General features: G+C 70.5%; 17 protein-coding genes. 9 read left to right on the forward strand and 8 right to left on the reverse strand.

Annotated features, from left to right (window positions below; genetic code table 11):
• Positions 1-294: 294 nt before the first annotated feature.
• Entirely contained in the window at positions 295-4,167 is a 3,873-nt protein-coding gene (locus IEY73_RS21885; RefSeq protein ID WP_189081158.1) for a P-loop NTPase fold protein, read from the forward strand.
• 16 nt (positions 4,168-4,183) lie between these two features.
• On the opposite strand, the gene IEY73_RS21890 is transcribed toward IEY73_RS21885, so the two are convergent.
• From IEY73_RS21890 to IEY73_RS21900, 3 genes are all read right to left on the reverse strand, one after another.
• Complete coding sequence (locus IEY73_RS21890; protein ID WP_189081159.1) at positions 4,184-4,453, reverse strand: hypothetical protein; 270 nt, start codon at positions 4,451-4,453, stop codon at positions 4,184-4,186.
• A 106-nt stretch (positions 4,454-4,559) separates the two neighbouring features.
• Positions 4,560-5,426, reverse strand: coding sequence for a hypothetical protein (locus IEY73_RS21895; protein ID WP_189081160.1), 867 nt, complete (start codon positions 5,424-5,426; stop codon positions 4,560-4,562).
• Between the two features lie 58 nt (positions 5,427-5,484).
• Positions 5,485-5,691 (reverse strand): hypothetical protein, encoded by a 207-nt coding sequence (locus tag IEY73_RS21900; RefSeq protein ID WP_189081161.1) that lies wholly within the window; start codon positions 5,689-5,691, stop codon positions 5,485-5,487.
• Positions 5,692-5,941: 250 nt separating this feature from the next.
• Between IEY73_RS21900 and IEY73_RS21905 the strand changes: the two genes are divergently transcribed.
• A complete protein-coding gene (locus IEY73_RS21905; RefSeq protein ID WP_189081162.1) occupies positions 5,942-9,832 on the forward strand; it encodes an NACHT and WD40 repeat domain-containing protein in 3,891 nt (1,296 codons plus the stop codon).
• 51 nt (positions 9,833-9,883) lie between these two features.
• Here IEY73_RS21905 and IEY73_RS21910 read toward each other — a convergent pair whose 3' ends face one another.
• Positions 9,884-11,308, reverse strand: a complete 1,425-nt coding sequence (locus IEY73_RS21910; RefSeq protein WP_189081163.1) for an amino acid permease — start codon at positions 11,306-11,308, stop codon at positions 9,884-9,886.
• A gap of 161 nt (positions 11,309-11,469) precedes the next feature.
• Between IEY73_RS21910 and IEY73_RS21915 the strand changes: the two genes are divergently transcribed.
• The 3 genes from IEY73_RS21915 to IEY73_RS21925 all read left to right on the forward strand — a co-directional run bounded on the left by IEY73_RS21915 (position 11,470) and on the right by IEY73_RS21925 (position 15,742).
• Positions 11,470-12,924 carry an HNH endonuclease signature motif containing protein gene (locus tag IEY73_RS21915; RefSeq protein ID WP_189081164.1) on the forward strand — a complete coding sequence of 485 codons (1,455 nt, stop codon included), beginning with the start codon at positions 11,470-11,472 and terminating at the stop codon, positions 12,922-12,924.
• Between the two features lie 186 nt (positions 12,925-13,110).
• Positions 13,111-15,486, forward strand: a complete 2,376-nt coding sequence (locus IEY73_RS21920; RefSeq protein WP_229716034.1) for an EAL domain-containing protein — start codon at positions 13,111-13,113, stop codon at positions 15,484-15,486.
• On the forward strand, positions 15,479-15,742 hold the full coding sequence (locus IEY73_RS21925; protein ID WP_189081165.1) for a hypothetical protein: 264 nt from the start codon (positions 15,479-15,481) through the stop codon (positions 15,740-15,742). Before IEY73_RS21920 ends, IEY73_RS21925 begins: the two co-directional genes overlap by 8 nt.
• A 32-nt stretch (positions 15,743-15,774) precedes the next feature.
• On the opposite strand, the gene IEY73_RS21930 is transcribed toward IEY73_RS21925, so the two are convergent.
• A complete protein-coding gene (locus IEY73_RS21930; RefSeq protein ID WP_189081166.1) occupies positions 15,775-17,319 on the reverse strand; it encodes a cellulase family glycosylhydrolase in 1,545 nt (514 codons plus the stop codon).
• A 111-nt stretch (positions 17,320-17,430) separates the two neighbouring features.
• Positions 17,431-17,772 carry an STAS domain-containing protein gene (locus IEY73_RS21935; RefSeq protein ID WP_189081167.1) on the reverse strand — a complete coding sequence of 114 codons (342 nt, stop codon included), beginning with the start codon at positions 17,770-17,772 and terminating at the stop codon, positions 17,431-17,433.
• A gap of 187 nt (positions 17,773-17,959) precedes the next feature.
• Between IEY73_RS21935 and IEY73_RS21940 the strand changes: the two genes are divergently transcribed.
• A complete protein-coding gene (locus IEY73_RS21940; RefSeq protein ID WP_189081168.1) occupies positions 17,960-19,168 on the forward strand; it encodes a PIN domain-containing protein in 1,209 nt (402 codons plus the stop codon).
• A gap of 81 nt (positions 19,169-19,249) precedes the next feature.
• Here the strand turns inward: IEY73_RS21940 and IEY73_RS21945 are convergent, their stop codons facing one another.
• On the reverse strand, positions 19,250-20,746 hold the full coding sequence (locus IEY73_RS21945) for a PQQ-dependent sugar dehydrogenase (protein WP_229716035.1): 1,497 nt from the start codon (positions 20,744-20,746) through the stop codon (positions 19,250-19,252).
• A 101-nt stretch (positions 20,747-20,847) separates the two neighbouring features.
• Here IEY73_RS21945 and IEY73_RS21950 point away from each other — a divergent pair, with 101 nt between their 5' ends.
• Positions 20,848-21,138, forward strand: coding sequence for a DUF1905 domain-containing protein (locus IEY73_RS21950; protein ID WP_189081169.1), 291 nt, complete (start codon positions 20,848-20,850; stop codon positions 21,136-21,138).
• A 113-nt stretch (positions 21,139-21,251) separates the two neighbouring features.
• Positions 21,252-23,549: a tetratricopeptide repeat protein gene (locus IEY73_RS21955; RefSeq protein ID WP_189081170.1), complete on the forward strand. Its 2,298-nt coding sequence runs from the start codon at positions 21,252-21,254 to the stop codon at positions 23,547-23,549.
• A 19-nt stretch (positions 23,550-23,568) separates the two neighbouring features.
• On the opposite strand, the gene IEY73_RS21960 is transcribed toward IEY73_RS21955, so the two are convergent.
• Entirely contained in the window at positions 23,569-24,675 is a 1,107-nt protein-coding gene (locus IEY73_RS21960; RefSeq protein ID WP_229716036.1) for a DNA glycosylase AlkZ-like family protein, read from the reverse strand.
• Positions 24,676-24,713: 38 nt separating this feature from the next.
• On the opposite strand from IEY73_RS21960, the gene IEY73_RS21965 reads away from it, so the two are divergent.
• The gene (locus IEY73_RS21965; protein ID WP_373292846.1) at positions 24,714-26,189 is read left to right on the forward strand and encodes a DHA2 family efflux MFS transporter permease subunit; all 1,476 of its coding nucleotides are present in this window, start codon (positions 24,714-24,716) and stop codon (positions 26,187-26,189) included.
• Positions 26,190-26,214: the final 25 nt, after the last annotated feature.

Consider the following 26,214-nt stretch of genomic DNA (forward strand, 5'->3'; position numbering starts at 1 on the left):
AGCCGGCGGCCACCCGAGGGTCGCCGGCCGGACGCACTCGCCGGCATCCAGTCATTTTGAGTAAGTCGCATCGACGGATGAGTAACAATCGACCGGCGGCATGAGAAAATTCCACCATCGCCGGTCCGCGCTTGCGTCGGAGTCCGCGCACGTGCCGAAATCCGCCAAGGCCGACATCCCCAATTAGTCGGATTCGGCGCGGATCTTCGGGCTGGGCCTCGATGGTGGCGACGGTTGACACGACCGGTTTCAATGGTCGCTACCCCCTTTCCCGAACGCTTCCGGAGCGGATCCATGCCCGAGCAGATCAGAGCATTGGCGTCCCTGGTGCTGGATCATGAAAGGGTTGTCCTGGCCGCGTTGACCGCTTCGCGGGTTGTCTTCTACGACACCAATGGCCACGCGCTGTCCGATCCGGCGCCGCTATCGGTGGGGCCGGTCAACGCGATGACGGTGGTGTCGCACGAGGGTCGGGACGCGCTGGCCACCGGGGGCGGGGGCACGGGCATTCGCCTGTGGACGGGGCACGCCTCGACGGAGCATGTGCGCCTCGACGACACCGTCGGCGACGTCACGGCGATGCGCCAGTTGACGCTGGCCACGGGGCGGCGGGTGCTCGCGGTGGGAACCGCGGACGGTTCGGTGCTCGGGCTGGATCTGACGAGTCTGGCCTGGATGGACCTGCCGGTCGATGCGGGCCTCCAGGCGATTTTCGCCCTGTCCGCGGTTTCCCTGCCGCAGCGGGACGGGCTCGTTTCCCCACCGCAGCGGGACGGGCTCCTTGCGGTGGCCGGCGAGGACCGCGCGATCCGCGTCTGCGACCTGGCGTCCGGTCACATTCTCAGCGTCTATTCTTCGGCGCACGACCACGCCATCCGAGCGCTGGCATTCATCCCGGACGGCGCAGACCCGGCAAGCAGCGGTCCGAATGGTGGCGCGGACGGCCGGCTCGTGTCGGCCGACGATGACGGGTGCATCAAGCTGTGGCGTCTCGGCGATCACCTGGAATTGATCCGCGAGTTCGAGCACCGGCACCACCAATCCGTCTCCTCGCTCGCCATCATGCCGGGGATCGGCGGCGAGGAGGCCACGCTTTTCTCGGCCGGACGCGACGAGGTCATTCTGCCCTGGAAGCTTGACGGGTCGCCGGTTGATCCCCCGCTGATCGGGCACATCGGCTCGGTGACGGCGGTCGTGGCGGTGGTGACTCCGCACGGCGACCGGGTTCTGGCGTCGGCCGGGCTGGAGGGGAAGGTCCGCCGCTGGAACGCCGACTCGGACCGGTCGCAGTTTCCCACCGAGTCGATCGGGCGGATCCATTCGCTCACCACCGTGCTCGACGGCGACGAGTTGCTGCTTGCCGCCTCGGGCGACGACGGCCGGATCAGGGTGCGCGACCGCGCGGCCACGCCGGAGCGGTCGGTCCCGCTGCCCGGCAAGCATGACGGGTCGGCGTTCCGCGTCGCCTGCCTGCCGGACCGACTGCCCGGCGCGGGGCTCGTCTCGGTCGGCGAGGACGGCACGATGCTGTGCTGGGCGGACCTGGCCGCCGAACCGAGGGTCCTGGCCGCGGGTCTGGGCAAGTTGTTCTCGGTCTGCGACGTCGAACTGCCCAGCGGCGCCCCCGGCATCGCCTGCGCCGGGGAACGGGGCGTCTTCGTGCTGGATCCGGCCGATCCCGAGGCGACCGCCGAGCTGATCTTCGCCGGCCACAGCTATGCCCTGGTCAGTGGGGAGCTGACGGACCGCAGCCAGGGCGTGGCCGCCGCGGGTCGGGACGGCGTCGTGCGGCTGCTGAACCCGGCGAAGGAGGAGCCCGTCGAGACGTGGATCGGGCACGACGGGCCGGTGCGGTGCCTGGCGAAGGTGTCGCGGCCGGGCGAACGTAACAGCCTGCTGTCCGCGGGCACCGACGGGACGGTGCGGATCTGGGACACCCGCACCGGCAGCCGCATCCTGGCCCAGCACGACGGCACCGTCTTGGACATGACCGTCGTGAGCCTCCCGGACGGGCGGCAGATGCTGCTGTCCAGCGGGGAGGGCGGCAAGGTGATGTGCCTCGACCTCAACGCCATCAAGGACGCGGAACCCGTACGTACGGAATTGTCGGTCGTTTCCGCGCTGTGCCCGGTGCCGGACGGCGGTGCCATGCGGGCCGCCCTGGGCAGTGTCGACGGGAAGATCCGGCTGGCCACGTTCTCCGCGACGTACGGCGACATGCGGTTCCGCGGCGCCTCCGACCGCGCGGTGCAGCACGACCGTTTCTACCGCAAGAACCTCATCGCCGAGATGATGAGCATCCTGCTGCACACCTCGGAGGAATCACACGAGGCCGGCCCGACGGTGCTGGCCGCCGAGGGCGCCTGGGGGTCGGGCAAGAGCAGCATGCTCGCGGTGCTCCGCCGGGAGCTGGACGAGCTGGACCGGGAGAAGTCGGCGCGGGAGGGCGCGCCGGCCGGGCGGCCACGGTTGCCCCGCCTGACCGCCGCCCGCGCGGACGTGCTGCTGGGGCGCCCCTCGCCGGGCAGTCGTCGCGTCAACTCCCGGGTGGACAGTTTGACCAAGCCGCAGCGGCGGCGGCTGGTCACCGCCTGGTTCAATCCGTGGGCGCACCAGACGAGCGAGCAGATCTGGGCCGGGCTGGCCCAGTCGATCCTGGAGGCCGCCGGCGCGGCCCTGCATCCCGCGCGGGGCGACCGGGACTGGTATTGGCTGAGCCGCAACCGGCGCCACAGCCAGACCCGCCACCTGCGGTGGGCGCTGCGGCGACGGACGCTGTCGCCGCTGCTGGCCGTCGTCGTGGCCGCGCTGCTGGTGCCGGTGCTCGCCAAGCTCATCGACCCGGACCTGGAGTGGAACCTGCTCGGGCACGACGTGCTCGGCGCGCAGGTGGCGATGGTGGCCGCCGCCGCGGCTCTCGCCGTGGGGCTGCTGCACTCGCTGCTGCGCTATTACACCGGGCACGCCTCCCGATGGCTGCCGTCCGAATTGTTCGCCGGCCCGCTGCCCAGCGGGGGTCAGAGCGTCACCGGCGCCGGGCTCGCGGATCCCATCCGCGATCCGCTGTACCGGGCCCGCGCCGGTTACCTCTACCTTGCCCAGCATGACGTGGCGAACGTTCTGCAGGACCTGGGCACGGCCGGGGTGGAACTCGTCGTGTTCGTCGACGACCTGGACCGGTGCAATCCCACGACCACCGCCGAGGTGCTGGAGGCCATCAACCTGTTCCTGTCCGGCCAGTTGCCGAGCACGCGTTTCGTGCTGGGGCTGGATCCGAACGTGGTCGCCGCCCAGTTGGACAGCACGTACGCGGGCCTGGCGGCACGGCACGCCATCAGCAGCGAGGACCCCTCCCCCGGATGGACGTTCCTGCGCAAACTCGTTCAGCTTCCGGTCGTCCTGCCGCGGTTGAGCGACGCCACCCTCGACCGGTTGATGTCCGACCTGCTGCAACCGGCGATCACCGACGGCCCTGCGCCTCCGGGCGCGCCGGGGCAGGCCGTGGCCGGGTCCGGCTCCGACGGCGCGCTGCCCCCGGACGGCGCGGGCGAGCCGGACGGCGACCCCGGTGACGCCCCCGCGGCGAGCGACGCGCCCGCCCCGGCCGGTTCGGACGGCGAGCCGGCGACCGGGAGCCCGGCGGAGTACGGGTCGGGCGAACCGCTGCCGGTCTGCAGCCAGGTGGCGCGGGACCGGCACCCGCTGGTGCGTACGCTGCTCGACGAACGCATCCGGCAGCAGCCGGAACGCTCACCCCGGGACATCAAGCGCCTGCTGACGGTCTGGCAGTTTTACGTACGCGTCCTGGACCGCCTGGCCGACGCCAGCCAGGCCACCGGGGACAACGTGGTGGTCCGTGCACGGAACCTGGTCGTCTTCGCCGAGATCATCACGCGGTGGCCGGCCTTGTGCAGCCGGCTGCAGGCAGCGGCGCCCGCACCGGCGGCGGCCGTCGCGGATGCCGCCGCGGCGGGTCCTGCGGCACCGGACTGGCGGGCGCTCGACGAACTCGCCCGCGTCGCCAGGGATCATTTCGCCTGGGACGACGCCCTCGTGCGTCTCGGTCTGGACGGGGAGACGGACCGGGAGGCGACGCGGCACCTGCGGCAGATCCTGCGCGACTATGAGGGCGCCGCGGTGGCCGAGCTGGCCCGTCGCGTGTGGTGACGCGGCGGGGTGCCGGTCAGCGGCGCAACTGCACGACGGAGTAGGCCACCACGGCCAGCGCGCCGACCACGCTCACGACGCCCGGAACGAGCTGCCGGGTCGCGAGGAAATAGAGGGCCAAGGCGGCGTAGGCGACAAAAACGGAACCACCGAGGAACGTGGCGATCCGGTGCGCCACCGTGGTCCGCAACGGCTGGGAACGCGACGAGCGATCGAGGAATTCGTCAGCTCCCAGGGCACCGCGCATGTATTGCCGGCCCAGTTCCCAGTCAGCAGTCTGGGGCAACGTCGGCACCGAACTGTCGGAGGCGGAATGACTGGATGAGTTGTCGGAGATATTCATTGCCTGAGCCCCCATCCCGGGCCTCGTCAGCAGGAGCTGAAACATCAGTCTAATTCACCAGCCTGTCGGCGTCATCGCCCAGCAGGGTAAGCACTTGTGCCGTTCCTGAGGCGATCAGAGTCAGATATACGCCATCCGTCGGAGTCAGCGGCGTCCCGTCGGTTGACTCCAGCCGCAGGATGCCCCACGACGATCGGTCCTCCCGCACCGCCACGGTCAGGCAGGACATGCGGGAGCCGTCCGGTGCGGTCTCGATGTCGAAGATCGGCTGCGGATCGCCGCTCAAGGCGAGATCGAAATAGGTCTCCGAGCGCTCCGACGGGGACGCCCCCTGGCATGCGATGACCGGTTCCGGTTCGGCCCCGCCGTCGTAGCCGCGCCACTGGTAACGCTTCAGGATCATCGAGTCGCGATCACACTCCTCCTTGGTGTGCGGTCGCGCCGACACCAGCAGGTACCACACCATCCGGAGCCCGGCCGTGTTCGACTGCTCCGGCAACCGCCGGCCCTTCACCCCGGCACGCATCGCCGAGGTCATCACGATCCCGTTCAGGAGCTTGTGCAGCCCCTCACGCGCGGTGGGATCCTCCGCGGTCCGGTCCCGCGCCTCGGTCACCAGAATCGTGATCTTCATGAACCCGGAGAGCGCATCCCACATCTCGTCCTGACGTCGTCGTTCACTCGCCCGCCGGATGTTGGAATTGATCACCCGCAGGGCGGCCAAGAAGGCGGCATAAATGGTGAACAATGCGGCATAGATCCGGATGCGGCTCGTCGGCACCGCCGCCACGGAGGAGATGAAGAGCGGCACGAAAGGCAACAACCGGGACAGAAAAAGACGCACCGAGTCGCGGCGCGAGTCGCTGCTCGACTGCAACTGCCACCGCCTCGCTCTGCGAATGCCCGCCAGCATCAACAATGAACGTGCCAAATTATAGTTGCGCGGGCGATCCGGATGTCCATAGCCGAAAGGGTTACCTCACCGGTCCGAATACCTCTACCTGTCCGCGCACCCAGCGCATCAGGAATACGATCACATGTTCCGGCACCATCCGGTCGTACATCTCGTCCTCCAGATCCGCATGCAGCCCCCTGCCGCCGATCCGGCAGATGCGCAGGCGATCCACCAACGCGGCTCCGTGCTGCGTGACACTCATGCCGAGCTCCAGGTAGGGCAGCACGAGGACGAACCCGGTGTGGTCAGGTAGCCGGCGACGGCCGACGCCTGCGCCGGGGTGAGCTCGTCGAGCAGACCGCTCACTGCGCCGCTCCTCATCCGCCAACAAGAACGCGTCGTGGCGGAGAAGCTACCACCAGTGACCCATGATCCGGCAGGGTCGAGACGCACACCTCGGCTCAAGAGCCGGAAATCGCCGACCGCATGGCCGACTTGCTTTGATCATTTTCTGCCACGCAGAATTCCGGTCCACCATGAACACAAGATTCCGGGATGCCCGGCGAACGGCGGTCGCCGCCACCACGATCGTCACGCTCACCTCGATGATCTGGGTCATTTCGGACTTCGCGTACGCCGCCGCGGTGGCCACGGCGATGTCGCTGCTGTTCGCCGGCGTCACCCTCGTCCTCGACCTGATCGACCGGCTCCGGCCCGCCCACGCCGAATTGGACACTGCCGTGGCGGTGGACGAACTCGCCGACGCGGTCGGGCGCGAATGGCAGGCCGAAGCCACCTCGCGCGGCCTGCGCGACGACAGCGTCCTGCGGCTGCACTGGGCGCCGAGCCCGCAGGCCGGGGACAGCTTGGACGCGGTTCTGCAAAGCTCCGGCGGTCGCCCCCTGAGGATCAAGCTGGACGGCGAGCTGCGCGACGAATTCGATCCGGCCGTGGTCTCGCTGGCCACGGAATACCACAAGATCCCCAGTCGCCGGCTGGTGCTGCTCGGCGAACCCGGTTCCGGCAAGACCGTGCTGGCCATGCTGCTCACGTTGGGCCTGGTCACCACCCGCCAGCCGGGCGGCGCCTGCCCGGTGCTGCTCAACGTGGCCGGCTGGGACCCGGTGCGTGAAGGCTTCGACGCATGGCTGATCCGGACGGTCGCGCAGATCTATTACAACGGGCAGCCCCACGCGGCTCGGGAACTGCTGCGGCACGGGCTGCTGATCCCCGTGCTGGACGGCCTGGACGAAATCCCCGAGGCTTCCCGCCGGGCCGCCGTCGAAAAGATCAACCTGGCCGTACGCGGCACCCGTCCCGTCGTGCTGACGTGCCGGTCCAACGAGTACACCGACGCCATCCGGGACGGGTCGGCGGTGCTCAGCCGCGCGCCGGTGATCGAGTTGAAGCCGGTGACCGTCGACGATCTGGAGCGCTACTACGGCAGCCTCTCCTGGCGCGACGGCGTCAAGTGGCACGCCGTCTACGACCGGATGCGCGCCGAACCCGACGGGCCCCTCGCGGCGGCCATGTCCACGCCGCTCATCGTGTCGCTCGCCCGCATCGTCTATCAGAACCTCACCGACCTCCCGCAGGAACTCCTCGACGCCGACGTGTTCGACAGCCGGCACAAGGTGGAGAACTCGCTGATCGGGCGGACCGTCCCGGCCGCGTACGCGGACTCGCCGAAGGCCGCCCACGCGGAGCGTTACCTGCGTTTCCTGGCCGATTACCTGCACGACCACGGCGAGCGCGACCTGCACTGGTGGAAGTTGAGCGCGCGGAAGCTGTCCGCGTGGACCGGCCCGATCCTCGGCATCTCGGTCGGGCTGCTGGCGATGGTCGGCGTGGCGGTCTGGGTGGCGACGTTCACCCCGCCGGACTCGGTGCCCCCGGACACCACCATGGTGATCGGCGCCTCGTGCGGTGCGACGCTCGGTCTGCTGCTGACCGTCGCATGGTTCGCCAACGCCGACCGCCGTCCCGGCCGGTTGTCCTTCAAGGCGGAAGGCTCGTCGGCCCGCCTGCGGGACGGATTCACTTCCGGAGCGGTCGCCATGGCCGTGCCCACGGTGGCGGTGCTCGCCGGCTACGCCCTCACCATCAGCATCGCCTCCGTGTGGTCGTTGCGAAACATCCAGAGCTTCGCGCAGGCGGTGAGCACCGCGATCGCACTGATCGTGCTGACCGGCGTCACGGTCGGCGTGCAGCGGTGGTTCGACGCGGCGGACCTGACCGCCGCACCGGTCGACCCGTTGACATCGATGCTGCAGGACCGCCGGCTGTCGTTCGTCATGGCGGCAGTCGGCGGGCTGGCCTTCGGGGCGGCGTTCGCGCCGACGCTCTACATCGGCATGTGGGTCGGCACGGTGGCCGAGCAATACGTGACCCGGTGGTCCGGCTGGCCGGGCTCACCCGATCTATGGCTGTCGCTGGACGCGCGCAGATACGACGTCACCCGGCTCAACTTCGCGACACCGGAGATGGCGACGGCGGCGCTCCGGATGCTCCCCGCGCTGGCTGTCGTGCTACTCACCCTCGCCAGCCGCGCCTGGCCACGATATGTGGTCGCCACCTGGGTGCTCTTCGCCCGCCGGCAGTTGCCGCTGCGGCTCGCCCGGTTCCTCGCCGACGCGCAGCGCCGCGGAGTCCTGCGCCGCTCCGCGGCCGCCTACCAGTTCCGCCACGTGCGGCTACAGGAACAACTATCCACCATGGACCATTTTGGCCAGGCGCGGCGTGCGACCGCGACGAGTGCCGCGGCACGCCGAACCCGTTTCGTGGCCGGGCTCGCGTCGGCGGCCGTGGTGCTCGTCGCGCTGACGGCCGTCGTGGTGGCCGTGGTTCCGAAGAACACCGCGGCTCCGGCGTTGCACGGCGACTACGTCTCCGTGCTGTCGACCGACGACGGCCCCGCCGCCCCGGGCGCGATCCAGCACGCCGTCTTCAGCCCCGACACCTCACTGATCGCGATCGCCGAAAGCGACGACCCCAGGGTGCGGTTGTTCTCCGCCCGGGATGCCACCGCCCGCGGCACTTTCCGGCTGCCGTACCGGGGCATGTATCCAGGCACTCTGCTCTTCAGCCCGGACTCGTCAACCCTCTTCATCGAGGGCTCCACCGACGACGGACGTTCCGGCACGCTCTGTGACCTCGCCACCCGCCACGTGTTCACCTTCCCCCTGCCGGGCCTGCCCGACCGGGAACACCGCATCTGGTTCTCCCGGGACAGCCGTGTTCTCGGTGCCATCGTCGACGGCGAGGCCACCTTCGTCGACGTGCGGGCCGACAAGGTCACCCTGAGCGCATCACCCACACCCGGCCTCTTCCTCTCGCTCGACAACGACACGACGCCTCCGGGCGCCGTGGTCACGTTTGACCCCTCCGCCGTGGCGGAACTGCGCACCGCCGCCGGCCGTCTCGTCAGACGATTCCCCGACGTCCGGCTCGGCGACCGCAGCGCCATCAAGCTCGGCGCGACCGAACGCGACGCGCTCACCTACTCGGAGTCGGACGGATTGCGGTTGTGGAACGCCGCCAGCGGCGACTTGATCGCGAACTTGACCCGTCACGAAGAGGACATGGCATGGGGCTTCTCCGGTGAGGACAAGTTCGTGCAAGCGATCGATCGCAACCGCGTCGGCCGCGTGTGGGACACCGCCGACGGCAGGCTGCTCGTGCGGACACCCCCGATCAGCGAATCCACCGTCGCCGAACGCATCACCTACAGTCCCGCCGGTGACGAGTTCGCCGTCGTCGACACCGCGGGCACCATCCGTCGCTGGAACACCCAAGGCCACGAGCTACCCGTCATCGCCACCGGGCAGGAGAAGTCACGCATCACGTACTCGCCGGACGGAAGTCTCGTGGTCGCCGTCGTACCGGACGGCGACGGCGTCCGTTACACCCTGACGCCGACCTCCGGATCGGGTGTCAGCATCGGCCTGCCCTCCGCCGACGATCCGCCCGCCATCGAATCGAAGTTCTACACCGACAGCCTCCTCGCTCTGCATTTCTCCGATCACTGGCGCATCTACCGGACAGCCGACGGGGCCGCCGGATTCGCCACCGACCTGATCGACCAGGACACCACCGCCCTGCTGGCACCGGGCCTGATCGCGGTGTGGGACGGAAACAAGCTCGCCATTGTCAACGGTGTCAACGGCACCCGGCTGACCAGCTTCGCCGTGGCCGAGGACTCCCGCCGCGAAGACCTGGACCCGTACTTCGGCATCGCTCGGACCGACGGCGTGGTCGAACTGCGGGATCCCGCCGACGGCCACTGCGTCGCCCGGCTCGTCGGCCACGCCGGTGCGATCGCCGAGGTGCAGATGAGCCCGGACGGCACCGAGGTGGCCACCAGCGCGGACGACGGAACCGTGCGGCTGTGGGACCTGGCGAAGCTGCGGGCGCAACGGACCTGCTGAGCCGCCGCCTGCGCATCTCGTCTCATCGCCGCTCGGCTTCATCGCTCGGCTTCATCGCCGCTCGGCTTCGTTGAGGCGTGAGTGGCGGCGGCTGTATGTCGCGTAGACCACCAAACCCAGCACGAACCACACCGCGAACCGCAACCATGTCACCGGCGCCAGGAACGTGATCAGCCAGATCGAGAACACCACCCCGATCGCCGGGACCACCGGCATGCCCGGCAGCCGGAACTCGCGCGGCACCTCCGGCCGCCGGTATCGCAACACGATCACCGCCACGCACACCACCACGAACGCCAGCAGAATGCCGATGTTCGTCAACTCCGCCGCCTCCCGGATCGGCAGGAAACCCGCGATCACCGCCGACGCCACCCCGGTGATCCACGTGACGCGGGTCGGCACGTGGCGCACCGGATGCAGCCGCGCGAACCACTGCGGCAACAGTCCGTCGCGGCTCATCGAATACCACACCCGGGTGACGCCCAGCATGAACGTGAACATCACCGTCAGAATGCCGATGATGGCGCCCACCGCGATCAGGTCCGCCACCCCCGACAGCCCCACCGCCGCGAACGCCGACGAAAAGCCGCTCTCCGGGTCGATCTGCCGGTAATCCTGCATGCCGGTCAGCACGAGCGTCGCCATCACGTACAGCACCATCGAAATCACCAGCGAATAGAGGATCGCCTTGGGAAGGTGGCGGCGCGCGTCGCGGGACTCCTCCGCGGCGGTACTCATCGCGTCGTACCCGAAGACCGCGAAGAACACGGTGGCCGCGCCGGTGATCGCGCCGCTCACGCCGAACGGGAAGAACGGCCGGTAATTCTGCGTACGGATGTGGAAGACGCCGACCGCGATGACCAGCAGGACCACCGCGACCTTGATCGCCACCACCGCCGTCTCGGTGCGCGCGGCGGCGCGGATGCCGAGGGTCAGCAGGTACGCGATGAGCAGGCACAACAGCACGGCGAACAGGTCCACCACGTGCCCGTCGCCGGTGCCCGGCGCGCCGAGCATCCAGGCGGGGAGGTTCAGGCCGAGCTCGCCGACCAGGAACGAGAAATATCCGGAGATGCCGATCGCCACCACCGCCACGATCGCCGTGTATTCCAGCAGCAGATCCCAGCCGATGAACCAGCCGACGATTTCACCGAGCACCACATAGCCGTACGTGTAGGCCGATCCCGCCTTGGGGATCATGCCGGCGAATTCCGCGTAGGACAGGGCGGCTGCCGCGCTGGCCACCCCGGCGAGCAGGAAGGAGAACAGCACGGCGGGCCCGGCGGTCTCGTGTGCGACCGCCCCGGCGAGGGCGAAGATGCCGGCGCCGATGATGCCGCCGACTCCGATCGCGGTGAGCTGCCAGAGCCCGAGCGTGCGGGTGAGGTGAGCGGCCCGCTCGTCCTCCACGTCGTCGATGGGCTTGCGCCGGAACATGCCGGAGCCCTGGCCGAATCGTTGCGGTGTGGACGTCATGCGCAGCCGCCTCTCCAGTGGACCTTGTCCACCCATGGGAATATCACGCCGCGCCACCAACCGCATCCACCGACATGGATATGTAACGTGCCGGGCACCCCGCCATCTCGCGCCTCACCTCGCCCACCGACTTTGTCGTACGTACGTTCTAATCTGTCGTCGTGGATGAACGATGGCACCAAATCCAAGCCGCCGCAACCTCGTGCGCCGCCGCGCCCGTCTGGCCCCTGTCCGACGCGGAAGTCGTCGACGCACTGCGCACCGTGCACCGCGCCGAGCAGGCGCTGCACGCCGCCACCCTGCACCTCGTCCAGCAACTCGACACCCGCGACATGCCCTCCACCCAGCACGCCACCTCGTTGACGAACTGGCTGACCTGGCACCTGCACATCAGCCCCACGCAGGCCCGCGCCCTGATCCGGCAGGCCAGAGCCGTCGACCGTCGGCCCCGGCTCGATGACGCCCTGGCCACGGCTCAGATCAACGGCGAACAGCTCGGCGTCATCGCGCGCAGCCTCAACCGTCTCGACAAGGATCCGGACGTGCCGTCGTCGATCACCGACGACGCCGAGACCACCCTCATCGCCTGGGCGGCCGAGCTCGACCCGACGGCGCTGCGGCACGCCGGCGACCGCATCCTCGCCCAGCTCGCCCCGGACCTGGCCGAGCAAGCCGACCTGGCCGCCCTCGCCCGCGCCCGCAAACGCGCCGAACGGGATCGCTACCTCACCCTCACCCCGCTCGGCGACGGCCGCACCCGCCTGCACGGCATCCTCAGCACCGAAGCCGCCGCCGTCGTCACGTCCGCCCTCGACCCGCTGTGCTCACCCCGACGCCGCCCACCGTCCGCCGCAATCGCCACGCCCACAGCGGCAGCCACGCCCACAGCGGCGGCCACGCCCACACCAGCAGCCACGCCCACACCAGCAGCGACGGCCACGCCTGCGAACGTCCCCACAGCGGCAGCCGCAGCCGCCCTATCGTCCATATCGGACGCCGCGCGGTCGGCCGCCGCCACGCCGGACGACGAAACGCCGATAGTCGACACGCGCACCCCGGGACAACGCCGCGCCGACGCGCTCACCGACGTCTGCCATCTCGCGCTGCGCACCACCGAACTACCCACCCACGGCGGCGACCGGCCTCAGATCGCCATCACCGCGCCGTACGACCTGCTCCATCAAAAGCTCGGCATCGGCACCCTCGACGGAGGGGAGCGGCTCCACCCCGCCGACGTACGCCGCCTCGCCTGCGACGCGAACATCCTGCCCATGGTCCTCGGCACCCACGGTCAGGTCCTCGACCTGGGGCGCACCCGGCGCCTCGCCACCAGCCCGCTGCGGCGCGCGCTCGCCACTCGCGACCGGGGTTGCGCCTTCCCGCACTGCGATCGCCCGCCGCGGTGGTGCGACGCACACCACATCACCTCGTGGCTCGACGGCGGCCCCACCTCGGTGGACAACCTCGTGCTGCTCTGCGGCCACCACCACCGCCTCATCCACCGCGAACCCTGGACGATCCGGCTCGGGGCCGACCGGCACCCCGAGTTCGTTCCCCCACCACGACTCGGCCTCGGAACCGGGCCGCTCCGCAATCGCTGCCATCCGCGCACATGACACCGGCCGCGCAGCACCAAGCTGACTTCGCCGAGTTCGCTGCGCCGGGCTGACTGCGCCGAGCTGACTGCGCCGGGCTCGCTGCGCTGGGCTCACTGCGCCGGGAATTCGAGCACGCTGCGCTAAGAATTGCGGACGCAGCGTGCGCTAAATTCCGCCATATTCGACATTAGACTCGGCCCATTCTTGATCGACTTGATCGGTTCTCGCCGGAAGCTATCATCTAAGACCCCGCATTCAACATCACTGTTTCGCGGTGCGCTCGATTTGGAGATTTCGGTGGCAGGACGGCGCTTCGCGGTGATCATCGGGGTCAATGATCCCGGCGTTGATTCCCGGTTGCCCGCGCTGCGCTGCGCCGAACAGGACGCCCGCGCGATTCGCGACGCGCTCTGCGACGCCGAGACCGGCACGTTCGACCCCAGCGACGTCATGCTATTCGCCGACTCCGAAACGACCGCCGCGCGGATCAAAAGCGCACTGTGGTCACTTTGCTCCAAATCCGACTCTTCGGATTCGCTGCTGGTTTTCTTCGCCGGCCACACCCTGATGCCGTCATGGAGTCACGGCACGGATGTCTATCTGGTGACCCCGGAGCTCGACGCCTCCGTGTTGTCGGTCGATCCGGACGCGGGATTGCGGATGGCTTTTCTGGATCACGACGTGGTGCAGCGTTTTCCCGGCAACACCATGTTGATCCTGGACTGTTGCCGGGCCGGAAATCTGGCGACCACCCGGAGCATCGACGTGATCGGCGTGGGAGAGCGCCTGGAGCCGCGGCACGCGGTGCTCGCCGCGTGTGCCCGTGACGGCGTCGCCCGCGAAGACCCGGCCACCGGTCACGGCGTGCTCACCGGCCATGTCCTGCACGCGCTTGCGGGCCGGGCCGCGGACAGCCGCGGCTACGTGACGTTCGAGGCGATGAGCAGCCACGTCTCGGAGCAGGGACTCGACCCGACGCCGAGGGTGCTGCTCCAGTCGCAGGGCACCACCGTGCTGACCCGGCCGGGCCCGGAGGTGTCCGGCGCGCGGCGGCATGTGCCACCGCCGGCCCCGAAACCCCCGGCTCCCGTCGAAACCGTCGGCCTGGGCAACCCTCTCGACCGGCACGCGGCGGAGATCGCGCGGCTCACGGCCCACTTGTCGCGCAAGGCGCGCGAGGTTCCACCGTCGGGCGTACGCGCCTCGTCCACCGGTTCGTCCACCGGCACCTCCCGGGTGGAGTATCTGCGGGCAGCCGTCGAAGCCGACGCGGTGGGCTACCTCAACTACGAGGCGGGCAAATTCACCGCGATGGACGCGACCGCCGCGTTCGACATGAACGACGCCCTGCCTCTTCTGCAGACCACCGGCCAGGGGCAGCCGCCCTTTCCGCTCGACCCGCGGTGGTTCGGGCATGTGGCACGCGGCGACGGGCGCCAGATGCTCTGCGTGCCGCTCGACCGGTCGGAGGGCAAGGCATCGCTGTGCGCGGTGGTCAACCCGCCGACGTGGCTCGTCGACCTCGGACAGCCGGGGGCGAAGATCCTGGCGACGCTCTGGCGGGCCGACTTCGCCAAGGCGCCGGTCGAGGCGGAGATCCAGGTGCTCAGCGGCCTGCGCGCGGCCTTCGGCCGACTGCCCCGCGAGATGTTCGAGCGGTGCCTGGACCTCTACCGCCAGGTGCTGAACTCGTTCCACATCGTGTTCCAGCCGGTGATAAGGATCGGCGAGTCGCCCAACCAGGTCGGCGTGCACGGCTACGAGGCGCTGGCCCGGCGATCACCGGAGGACCAGAGCGCACCCCTGGCGATGCTGCAGGTCGCCGAGACGTGGGGCGATCATTTCGTGGTCGAACGGGACAAGATCATCCTGGAGAAGGCACTGTCGGCGTACGCGCGAGCCCACGCCGACGGCCCGTGGGACCTGCCGAAGCCGCTGTCGATCAATGTGTCGGTCCGTTCGCTGCTCAACGACTCCTACGTCGAAGCGCTGCGCGAAGCCATCTCCCGGTTCCACTTCAACGCCGGCGACATCACGCTGGAGATCTCCGAGCAGGACGCCATCGGGCCGCGCGCCGGTGAGCATTGGCGGGACGCACCGCACGCCTTCTTCCACAAGCGACTCGTGGAGATCACCGGCGATGTGGGCGTCGCCTTCGCCGTCGACGACTTCGGCGCGGGCCACGCCTCGGTGTCCCGGGTCGCCGAGCTGCCGCTGACACACATCAAGGTCGACCGCGCGATCCTGCACCACCGCCAGGCGTTGGAAGAGCTCAGACTCGTCGTCGACGTCGCGCGCGATCCGATGACGCGGGGACAGACGCAAGCGGCCCGCACCGTGATCGTCGAAGGGGTCGACGATCAGACACCGCTGACGCTGCGGCAGATCTACCGCCAGGGCATCAGGCACATCCAGGGCCACATCACCGGCGAGCGCGGGGCACCGGACCTGCGCCGTCTCCGCGCACAGGTACGCGAGGATCTGGCAACTCGCGTGAGAGGTGACGATGAGGATCGTACGGCTGGACTTGCCCTCGGAGATCCTGACGGAGGCGTCACTCCCCTCCGCAGGGGTGCGTGACCTGCAGGGCGCACTGGTCATCGCCCTGCAGGGCGTGAACCTCGCGGCGAGCATGGTCACCCTCACCACGCTCAAGCAGTACGCACCGGCCCTGGCCGCGGCCATCCGCGGGTGGCGCCTGCGTCAGCACACGAGCAGACCGATCATCCTCACGGCCAAAGGCGAAGGCGTGGACCTGACGATCGAACTGCCGCCGAACGTCGGCACGCAGCGCATCCTCGAACAGCTCGCGGTGCTGCTCGACCAGCCGGACTGAGCGGCCGGAGCGGGCCGAGCCGGCCGAGCGGGTCACGGGTTCACGGTGCGCAGGTGCGCGCGGAAGCCGGAACCGAACGTCTCGGTGGGCGTGCCGTCCCAGTCGAGGATGAGGTCGTTGCCGCCGGAGCTGCAGACGCCCCACGGGTTCCAGGTCCAGGCCAGGTAGCCGACGCCGTTCTGGTCCGCCCAGGCCATCACCCTGTCCAGGTAGTCGTGGGCGCAGGTGTCCTGGCCGATTTCGCCGGCCACCACGGGCACCTCGGCGGCCACCGCACCGATGGTCCGGTCCCAGCAGGCGGTGTCGACGCAGGCGTTGAAGTTGTACGAGTGCCACGACGCCATCAGGTTGCCGGTGGGGTCGTCAGGCATGTAGGCCAGCCACTGCGACAGGTCGTTCGTCCAGGTGAGACCGGCGGTCATGATGACGTTGGTGGCGCCGGTGGCGCGTACCGCGTCGACCAGGTCCTGCATGCCGGCCACCTGGTAGCCGATGCCGTTGCACGTCCCGCCGTCGCGCAGGCAGGTCCACTCGGCGGTGGGGTCGGCCCAGTTGTCGGAGGCGTCCGGGTACGGCTCGTTGAACAGGTCGAAGACGACTGCGTCAGCACCGGCGAACATGGTGGCGACCCCGGCCCAGAACTGCGGCGCGTACTGCCGGTCGGGCATCGGCTTCTGGCAGGTGGCGTTGACGTCGGAGCAGGCGGAGATGTTCCCCGTGTACTGACCGTGCGACCAGTGCAGGTCGAGGATGGGGGTGATGCCGTTGGCGACGATCAGGTCGACGTAGTCCTTGACCGCGTTCTGGTACGCGGGACCGCTGGGCGAGCCGGACAGGCCGAGCCAGCAGTCCTCGTTGAGCGGTATCCGTACGGCGTGGACGTTCCACGCCTTCATGGCGTCGATGCTGTCCTGGTCGACGGGGCCGCCGTCCCACATTCCCTTGTCCTGGACGCAGGCGAACTCGCCGCTGGACCGGTTGACGCCGAGCAGCCGATAGGTGTCGCCGGAGCCGGTGACGAGCCGGTTGCCGGACACGTGCAGTTCCGGCGCCGAACCACCCGAGCCGGGCGGCGTGGTCGGCGGCGTCGTGGGAGGCGTGGTGGGCGGCGTGGTGGGCGGTGTCGTCGGCGGCGTGGTGGTGTCGCCGGTGCAGGGTGTGCCGTTCACGCTGAACGCGGACGGTGACGGGTTCGTACCGTTCCACGAGGCCAGGAAGCCCAGCGACGACACGGTGCCGCCGCTGGGCACGGCGGCGTTGTAACCCGCGTCGGCGGCGGTCACGTGCGCGCCCGACTGGGTCCAGGTGGCGTTCCAGCCCTGGGTCACCTTCTGCGCGGCGTCGGGGAAGTCGAACTCCAGCTTCCAACCGGTCAGCGGGTCGCCCAGGTTGGTGAAGCTGACGCTGCCCTGGAAGCCGCCCTGCCACTGGCTGGTCACGTCGTAGCTGACCGAGCATCCGGCGGCGGACAGGCCGGGCGCGGACAGCGTGGCGGCCGATGCGGACACCGTGGCGGCGGTACCGGCGACGAGGAGCCCGGCGGATGCGGCAGCGACCAGGGCGGCGCGGTACGTCATGGGAGTCTCCTTCGACGCCGATCTATGGGAGCGCTCCCAAAGCGTCCGCCATGTTTCCCGCGTACGTCAAGGGAATGTCCCCGACGATCTCCCACGCCACCCCGGGCGGGCTCAGCCGGCGGCGTCGAGCCGGATGTCCGCGTGCCTGCGTACGCCCGGGTCGGCCAACCGCGGATGCAACGCCCCCTGCGCCCGCACCTGCATGCTGACGTCCCGGCCGGCCAGCTCGTCCGCGAGGTCCAGCACCCTGTCGAGGGCCGCGTCGGTGAGCACCTGCACGGCCGTCATGTCGAACACGAGCACGTCGGTCTCGGCCGTCACGTTGTCCCGGACCATGCGGCGCAGTTCCGCCACGGCCCCCTCGTCCACGCCACCACTGACGGTGATGACCAGATGCCGCGTGGCGAACGCCGTGTACCGCAGCGACCGCGTCGGACTCTCACTGGATGTCATGGGATCCACCGTGGCGCATGGAACGAGCGCGATCCATCGGGGTTGACCCTGAAAGCCACCCTCAGGGAAGCGCCCACCCTCAGGGAAGCGCCCACCCTCAGGGAAGCGCCCACCCTCAGGGAAGCGCCCACCCTCAGGGAAGCGGGGACGCGCGGGGCCGCGGCCCGTACGGCGTACGCTGACCTGCGTGGATCAAGAAGAGCGCATCGCCCTGTTCCTGGACTACGAGAACCTGGCGATCGGCGCACGTGATCACCTCGGCGGCATGCGGTTCGACCTGCGCCCGGTGTCCGACGCGCTCGCCGAGCGCGGGCGGGTGGTGGTGCGTCGCGCGTACGCGGACTGGTCGTATTTCGACGACGACCGCCGTCGGCTGACCCGCTCGCACGTCGAACTCATCGACATCCCGCAACGGATGGGCGCCTCGCGCAAGAACGCCGCCGACATCAAGATGGTGGTGGACGCGTTGGAGCTGGCGTTCGAGCGGGAGTACATCTCGACGTTCGTGTTCTGCACCGGCGACAGCGACTTCACCCCGCTGGTGCACAAGCTGCGCGAGCTGAACAAGCGGGTGATCGGCGTGGGCGTGGAGAAGACCACGTCGGCGCTGCTGCCACCGGCGTGCGACGAGTTCCTGTACTACGACCGGCTGGACGGCGTGGAGGTTCCGGCCCCGCGCGCCCGGCGCGGTCGCGCGGCGAAGCCGGCCACGCCCGCGACGGGCACCCGCGCGCCCGCGACGGAGACACAAGCACCCGAGCCGGCACGGGACTCCGGACCGGAGATCCGGGACTCCGAAGTGGACACAGCACCACCCGAAGCGGGCGAGCCGACCGACACGGGCGAGCTGACCGACACGGGCGAGCTGACCGACACGGGCGAGGCACCCGAGGCGGCCGATGTCGGGACGACCGACACGGACGCGCTCGCCAAGGTTGTCGCGCAGACCGTGGCCGGCTTGCAGCGCAGTTCCAGCGGCACGGTGACCGCGTCCACCCTCAAGCGCACGCTGCTGCGCAAGGATCCCACCTTCAACGAGGCCGATTACGGGTTCCGCGCGTTCGGTGAGCTGCTGCGCCACCTGTCTGGGCTGAACCTGATCGAGCTGAGCGCGGGCACCGCGAAGGGCGACCCGGAGGTGAGCCTTCCGGAGCACGGCGACCGGGAGGCCGCCTTCGCGATGCTGCGCACCGTGGTGGCGGAACTGGCCGACGGTGACGAACCGGCGGCGTTGTCCGGGCTCAAGAACCAGGTGCGCAAGGCGGCGCCCGGCTTCAGCGAGAAAAAGCTGGGATATCGCAGCTTCCTGCAGTTCTGCAAGGCGGCGGCGACCAGCGGCGCGATCCGCCTGGAGTGGAGCGCGGACGCCGACGACTACCTGCTGACCGCCGCATAGCCTGCTGACCGCCGCGTAACCCGCTGACCGCCGCGCGGCCTGCTCACCGCCGCGCCACGCACCGCACGGCGATGGCGCGGCTCAGGACGGCGTGACCCGGTAGACCGCGCCGGCCATGTCGTCGCTGACATACAGCGCCTGGTCCGGGCCCTGCACCGCCATCACCGGGCGGCCCCAGCGCGAGCCGTCCGCGTCCTGGAAGCCGGTCAGCAACGTCTGCTGCGGCCCCAGCGTGCCGTCGCGCCAGGCGAAGAACGACACCTCCGGCGGCCGGGGCGGGGTGCGGTTCCACGAGCCGTGGATGCCGACGAGGGCGCCCGGCCCGTACGACCCGGCAAGCCCCGGCGACGTGGCGAAGCTCAACCCCAACGGCGCCGAGTGCGCGCCCATGCCCTGCTCGACCGGCGGCAGCGCGGCGCAGTCGAGCTTGCCGCCGTCGGCGTTGGTCTGCACGTCGCGCACGAACGGCCGCCGGGTGTAGCTCAACGGCGTGCCCTTCTCCCCCGGGTTCACGTCCGGGTCCGGATTGCAGTACGGCCATCCCAGGTCGCGGCCCTGCGTCAGCCGGGCGAGCGGCTCCAACGGATGATCATTCACGTACGCCTGGAGCACGTCGCCGCGGTCCGCGTCGCCGTCGCCGTCGTAGTCCTGGTCGTACGGGTAGGCGATGTTGTCCCGGTTGTTGACCGCGGTCCACACGCCGCCGTCCGGGTCGATCGCCAGCCCGGTGCCGTTGCGGACCCCGCTGGCGAAGACGGCGGGCTCGCCGCCGCCCGCCGGTGCCCGCAGGATGGTGGCCCGCTCCGGGTCGGCGTCCCGGTCCTCCGCGGAGATGTTGCCGGTGGAGCCGACCGAGATGTAGAGCGAGCCGTCGGCGCCGATGGCCACGCTCTTGAGCGCATGCGCGTACTTGCCGCCGAGTTCGGGGCTCTTCGCGTCGGGCAGCCCGTCGACCACCACCTGCTTGCCGGACACCGCCCCGGCGCGATAGGTGAACCGATCCACCTGGTCACTTTCGGCCACATAGAGCGTGTCACCGGTGAAAGCGAGCCCGTGCGGCTGGTTCAGCCCGGAGACCAGCGTGCGCTGGGTGGGCGCGGCCTGCTGAGTGGGCGCGGCCTGCTGGGAGGGCGCGGCCTGCTGGGAGGGCGCGGCCTGCGGGGTGGATGCGGCCTGTGGAGTGGGCGCGGTGGCGCCCTGGCCGGGGATCAGTTCGACGACGTCGCCGAATTTGGGCCGGGACACCAGCAGCCGCCGGTCCGGGGTCCAGGCGAGCAGCCGGGCGCTGGGCACCCGCGCCCACACGGTGACGCTCCAGCCGGGCGGCGCCTGCAGCCGACGGGTCCGGTCGAACGGCGCGGCGCCGGTGCCGGGGAGCGGACGGACGACCGTCTCGGCCAGTTCCGGCACGTCCGCGGCGGTGGAGGCGGCATCGCCGGACGGCGCGGGTGACGGCTGTTCGGGCGCCGGGATGGACGGCTCGTCGGAGCACGCGGCGAGCGCGAGGGCGGCCACCGCGAGAGCGGTCAGGCCGCGAGTCAGAGCGCCGGCCGTCGCGGCGCGCACGATCGTCTGCACCGCGCCCAGGCTACTGCGCTCCGCCCGATCCGCGCCGCACCCGATTCACGCCGCGCGGAGCGCGCGCCGGGCCGGGGCCCCGCGGTGTACCTTGCGCCACCATGAAGATGCAGTTCACCGCCGAGGTGTGGCACTGGCGCGGCCCGTCCCCGTACCACTTCGTCACCGTGCCCGAGCGGCTCTGCGCCGAACTGGCCGACATTGCCGGGGAGATCAGCTACGGCTGGGGCATGATCCCGGTGCATGCGAGCCTGGGCGGCACCGCGTGGACCACCTCGCTCTTCCCCAAGAACGGCGGCTATATCGTGCCGATCAAGGACAAGGTACGCAATGCCGAAGACATCGACGTCGGCGACGTGGTCACCATCGTGCTCACCGACCGGGCGAGCTGAGCCGGGGACGGCGGCGCCTCGGCCGATCGGATGGCTCGGAAATCTCCTGTTGGCTCTGATCCGAATAGGATCTAGTGTCGACACCAGGCGTAGCTAGGCGTTCACTGTTAGCCATGGATGGCTCGATCGGCGGCTCGCGCGACCCAGGGGCGCTCTGTGCCCTCAAGCTGAGGCTCTGGCGTGATCGCTGCGGACGACCGTCCTGCCGCGAACTGGAGAAGCTGCTCGGCGAGGCCGGGCACCCCTCGTACACGCTCGACGACGTACGGGAAACCCTGGCCACCGGCCGGAATCTGGATTGGGCGTTCGTCGCGGCGGTGGTGACCGCGTGCCATCGGTTCGCGGCGTCCGCGGGCATGGCGGGCTTCGCGGCCGAACCCGACCTGGGACCGTGGCGCCGGGACTACGACGAGATGCAGCGGGCGCTGTCCCGCACCGCGCGGCCGGTGCGCGCCGGTGCGATCCCCGCGATCGCCGAGGCGTACCAGCGGCGGCGCGTCGGCGCGGAACTGAGCGGCAAGGCGGCGGTCGGCCACACGTACGTGCTCGGCGGACCCGGCGGGGTGGGCAAGACCCAGATCGCCGCCGGTCTCATCGCCCAGGCCGACCCGGCCGCCCCCATCGACCTGGTGGTGTGGGCGACGGCGACCTCGCGGGAAAGCGTCCTGCGACGGTACGCCGAAGCGGCTCAGCAACTCGGCATCGCCGACGACGACGGCATCGAGGCGACGGCCGAGCATTTCCTGACATGGCTGGGCGACACGCACGGGCGTCGTTGGCTGGTGGTGCTCGACGATCTGCTCGACCCGGCGCACCTGAGCGGGCTGTGGCCGCCGAGCGGGACCGGCACCACGGTGGTCACCACGCGGTTCGCCGAGACGGCGAGCGACCACATCGCCGTACCGGTGGAACCCTTCGGCCCGAACGACTCCCTGCGCTATCTGCGCGAGGCGCTGGGATCGGACCGGCAACGACTGGACGGCGCCGACCAGCTCGCCCTCGAACTCGGGCACCTGCCCCTGGCGTTGGCGCAGGCCGCCGCGTACGTCCGCGAACAGGACCTGGACTGCCGCGGCTACCTCAAACGTTTCCGCCATCGGCGGCTCGCCGACGTGCGGCCCACCGCCAACGGGCACGCCGACGCGCTGACCGCGACCTGGACCTTGGCCGCCGAGGCCGCGGACGCGCGCCGCCCGCACGGCGTGGCGCGCCCGCTGCTGGACATCGCCGCGCGGCTGGACGGCAACGGCATCCCGGCCGCGCTGTTCACCGCCCGCGCGAGCCTGGACGCCCTGGCCCGGGACACCATCGCGGCGACCGTGGCCGACGCGTCGGACGGCCTGCGCAACCTGGCACGGCTGAGCCTGTGCCGGCTGGACGACGACCGCACCGTCGTGCGGGTGCACGAGTCGTTGCAACAGGCGGTCCGCGACACGGCCGGCGCCGACACCGACGCGGGCGAGCACGCGGTCCGCGCAGCCGCCGACGCGCTGCTGGAAATCTGGCCGGCCGTGGAAGCGGATGCGACGCTGCTGGACATGTTGCGCAGCAACGCCGAGACGCTGCTGTGGACCAATGTGGACACATTGTGCCGGGCGGCGTTGCATCAGGTGGTGTTCCGGGCCGGCAACAGCCTGCCGCGCCAGGGACTGTTCGCCGCGGCCGTGGCCTACTGGGAGCGCCTCCTGCCGGTGGTGCGGGACCGGCTCGGCGCGGACCACCCGGACACGCTGACCGTGCGCAACAACCTCGCATGGGCGTACGGGCGCAACGGCGACGCCGAGCGGGCGCTGGCCGGCCTGCGCGACCTGCTGCCGGTCCGGCGCCGCGTGCTGGGTGACGACGACGTGAACACCATGGCCACCCGGCACGGGATCGCGGTCTGGCTGAGCGACACGGGCGACCGCGAGGAGAGCGTGACGCGGCTGCGCGAGCTGGTGGCACAGTACGAACAGGCGCTGGGCGCGGACCACCGGGACACCCTGAACACCCGGCTGACCCTGGCGGACCAGCTCGGCCAGACCGAGTGCCCGGCGGCGGCGGTGGCGGAGCTCGGGCCGCTGCTGGACGATTACCGGCGCACGCTGGGCCCGGACAGCCCGGAGACACTGGACGCGGAATACACCATGGTGTGCTGGCAGGCGGAAGCGGGCGACACGCGCGCGGCGCTGTCCCGGGCGGAAACCCTGCTCGGCGGCTACCACCGAACCCTGGGCCCGGACCACGTGGACACACTGTGGGCACGGTTCCTGCGAGCGGACCTGGTGTGCCGCGCGGACGGCCGGGCCGTGGCGGCGGTGGCGATGCGCAAGCTGCTGGACGACGTGCTCCGCTTGACGGCGGAGGGCCGATCGGAGGCAGACGACGTCCGTACGGCGATCGACCGCTGGTCCACCCCGGACGACGAGTAGCCCCGTCATGCGGCACCCGTCATGCGGTGTCGGGCGTGCACACGCGCAGCCCGAGCCACGCCGCCAGGGCGTCGATCTCCCGCCGCACCGCCCTGGTCATCGCCGCGCTGAACGGGACGTCACGGTGGATCGCGTCCACCCGCAGCACCCCTGCCTCGCGGTCCGCGGTCGCGTCCAGCTTGCCCACCAGGCGGTCATGGTGCAGGACCGGCATCGCCCAATAACCCCAGCGGCGCTGCGCCGCCGGTTTGAACATCTCCAACTGGTAGTCGAACGCGAACAGCTCCGTCATCCGCTTGCGGTCGAAGACCAGGCGATCCAGCGGCGACAGCAGCGCCGTGCGGCCGCGGAACGGCTGGTCCAGCAGCGCGGGATCGACCCGCCACCGTCCCCGCACCCCCTCCACCACCGCCGGCTCCCCCACGTCCCGCACGTCGTTCGGCTCGGTCGGCGCCTCCGGCGCCCGCGCGCGGGCGATGCCCAACGCCCGCAGCCGGCGCTCGTCGCGGAGGCGCAACGCGTCGTCGAGCGGGACGACGTCGTCGGGATAGACCCGCTCGGCCAGATCCCACAGCCGGTCCGCGCCGCGTTTGCCGACCGCGGCGACCTCGCCCCGCTGCACGAGGAAGTCGAGAAGCTTGCGAACGTTGCGGTTGTTGGTCCAGCCCGACGACCGCCACGGAACCACGCAACTGTCCGGCAGCTCGCGCGCGGTCAACGGCCCGTCGGTGCGCAGCCGGGCGAGGATGTCCCGGCGACAGCCGTCGTTGGCGTCCACCCACTCGGCCTGGCTCTCCTGCCAGGGGCGCAGCGGCGGCAGGCCGGGCCAGGCCGCCATCTCGGCCCGGTAGAGCGCGATGTCCTCCGGCGGCCGGATCAGGCCGTGCAGCTCCAGCAGCGCCTGCTCGTCCAGCGCGTCACGCAGCTCGGCGCGACGGTAGCCGGGCCCGAGGCGGCTCCACAGCACCAGGTCGGCGCTGGGCGCGACGGCGGCGGCCGGATCGTTCTGCAGCAGCGTCAACCGGCGCACCACGTCGAACATGTCACCGGGCCGCTGCGCGTCGAGCAACTGCGCACGCACCGCGAGGCGGCGGGCGTCGGCGCGGGACAGCGTGTGCTCGATCACGCGCCGACGATAAACCTCCGGTACGACACATTCGGGCGATCGCGGCTAGCGTCGTGACCATGGCTGCTCCGTCATCGACCACCGCCCGGGTGGAACCGGCCCTCGACCGCCGACGGCGGAACCTGGTCCTGGCCATCTGCTGCGCCAGCATGATCGTCGTGGTGATGGACGTGTCCATCGTCAACGTCGCGCTGCCCACGATCCGCCGCGACCTGGGCGCTTCGGTGTCCGGCCTGCAGTGGACCGTCGACGCGTACTCGCTGGTGCTGGCCGCCTTCCTGGTGCTCGCCGGGTCGACGGCGGACCGGGTGGGACGGCGCCGCATCTTCCTGACCGGCCTGGTCGCCTTCGGCCTGGGTTCGCTGCTGTGCGGCCTGGCGCCGAGCATCGGCTGGCTGATCGCCGCGCGGGCGTTGCAGGCCGTGGGCGGCACCATGCTCAACCCGGTGGCCATGGCGATCATCGCCACCACGTTCCCCGAACCGGCCGAGCGGGCGCGGGCGATCGGCATCTTCGGTTCCATGTCCGGGCTGTCGCTCGCGCTGGGCCCCATCCTCGGCGGTGTCCTGGTCGACGGCCTCGGGTGGCGTTCCATCTTCTGGGTCAACGTGCCGGTGGTGATCGCCGCGATCGCCTGCACCGTGCGGTTCGTGCCGGAGTCGCGGGCCGCGCGGGTACGCCGGTTCGACCCGGTCGGCCAGACCCTGGTGACGCTGGCGCTGGGAAGCCTCGTCTTCGCCATCATCGAGTCCAGCAGCCTGGGCTGGGCTTCGCCGGTCATCCTCGGCCTGCTCGGCGTCGTCGGGCTGAGCGTGCTCGGCATCATCGCCTATGAGCCGCGGCGCACCGATCCGCTGCTGGAGCTGCGCCTGTTCCGCAGCGTGCCGTTCAGCCTCGCCATCACGACGGCGTTGTGGTCGTTCTGCGCGTTCGGCGCATTCCTGTTCGTCACCACGCTGTACCTTCAGGACGTACGCGGAATGTCGGCGCTCGCCGCCGGTCTGAGCCTGTTGCCGGTCGGCATCCTGATCGTGGTGATCGCCCCGCGCACCGGGCGTTTTGTCGGCACGCGCGGCCCACGCCGGCCGCTGGTGGTCTCCGGGGTGGCGCTGGCCCTGGGCGGCCTCGCCTCGCTCTGGGTCGGCCCGGACTCCCCGCTGGCCCTGGCGCTGGTGGTGTTCCTGTTGTTCGGTGTCTTCCAGGGCACCGTGAACGCGCCGATCACGAACACCGCGGTCTCCGGGATGCCCCGCTCGATGGCCGGCGTCGCCACCTCGCTGGCATCATCCGGGCGGCAGACCGGCACCACCCTGGGCGTGGCGATCTCCGGGACGATCGTCGGCTCGACGGTGGGTGATCCGGCGGCGTTCCACCATGCGACGTACGGCGTGTGGTGGCTGACCGTCGGACTCGGCGCGGGCATCGTCGCGGCGGGCCTGCTGAGCACCGGCCGCTGGGCCGCGGCCACGGCGGACCGGGCGGCCACCCTGTTCGAGGAGGTCGACCGGGGCTAGCGCCGGCGTGCGGACACGGTCCAGT

Source organism: Mangrovihabitans endophyticus (assembly GCF_014646155.1).
In the GTDB taxonomy this organism is placed as follows: domain Bacteria; phylum Actinomycetota; class Actinomycetes; order Mycobacteriales; family Micromonosporaceae; genus Actinoplanes; species Actinoplanes endophyticus.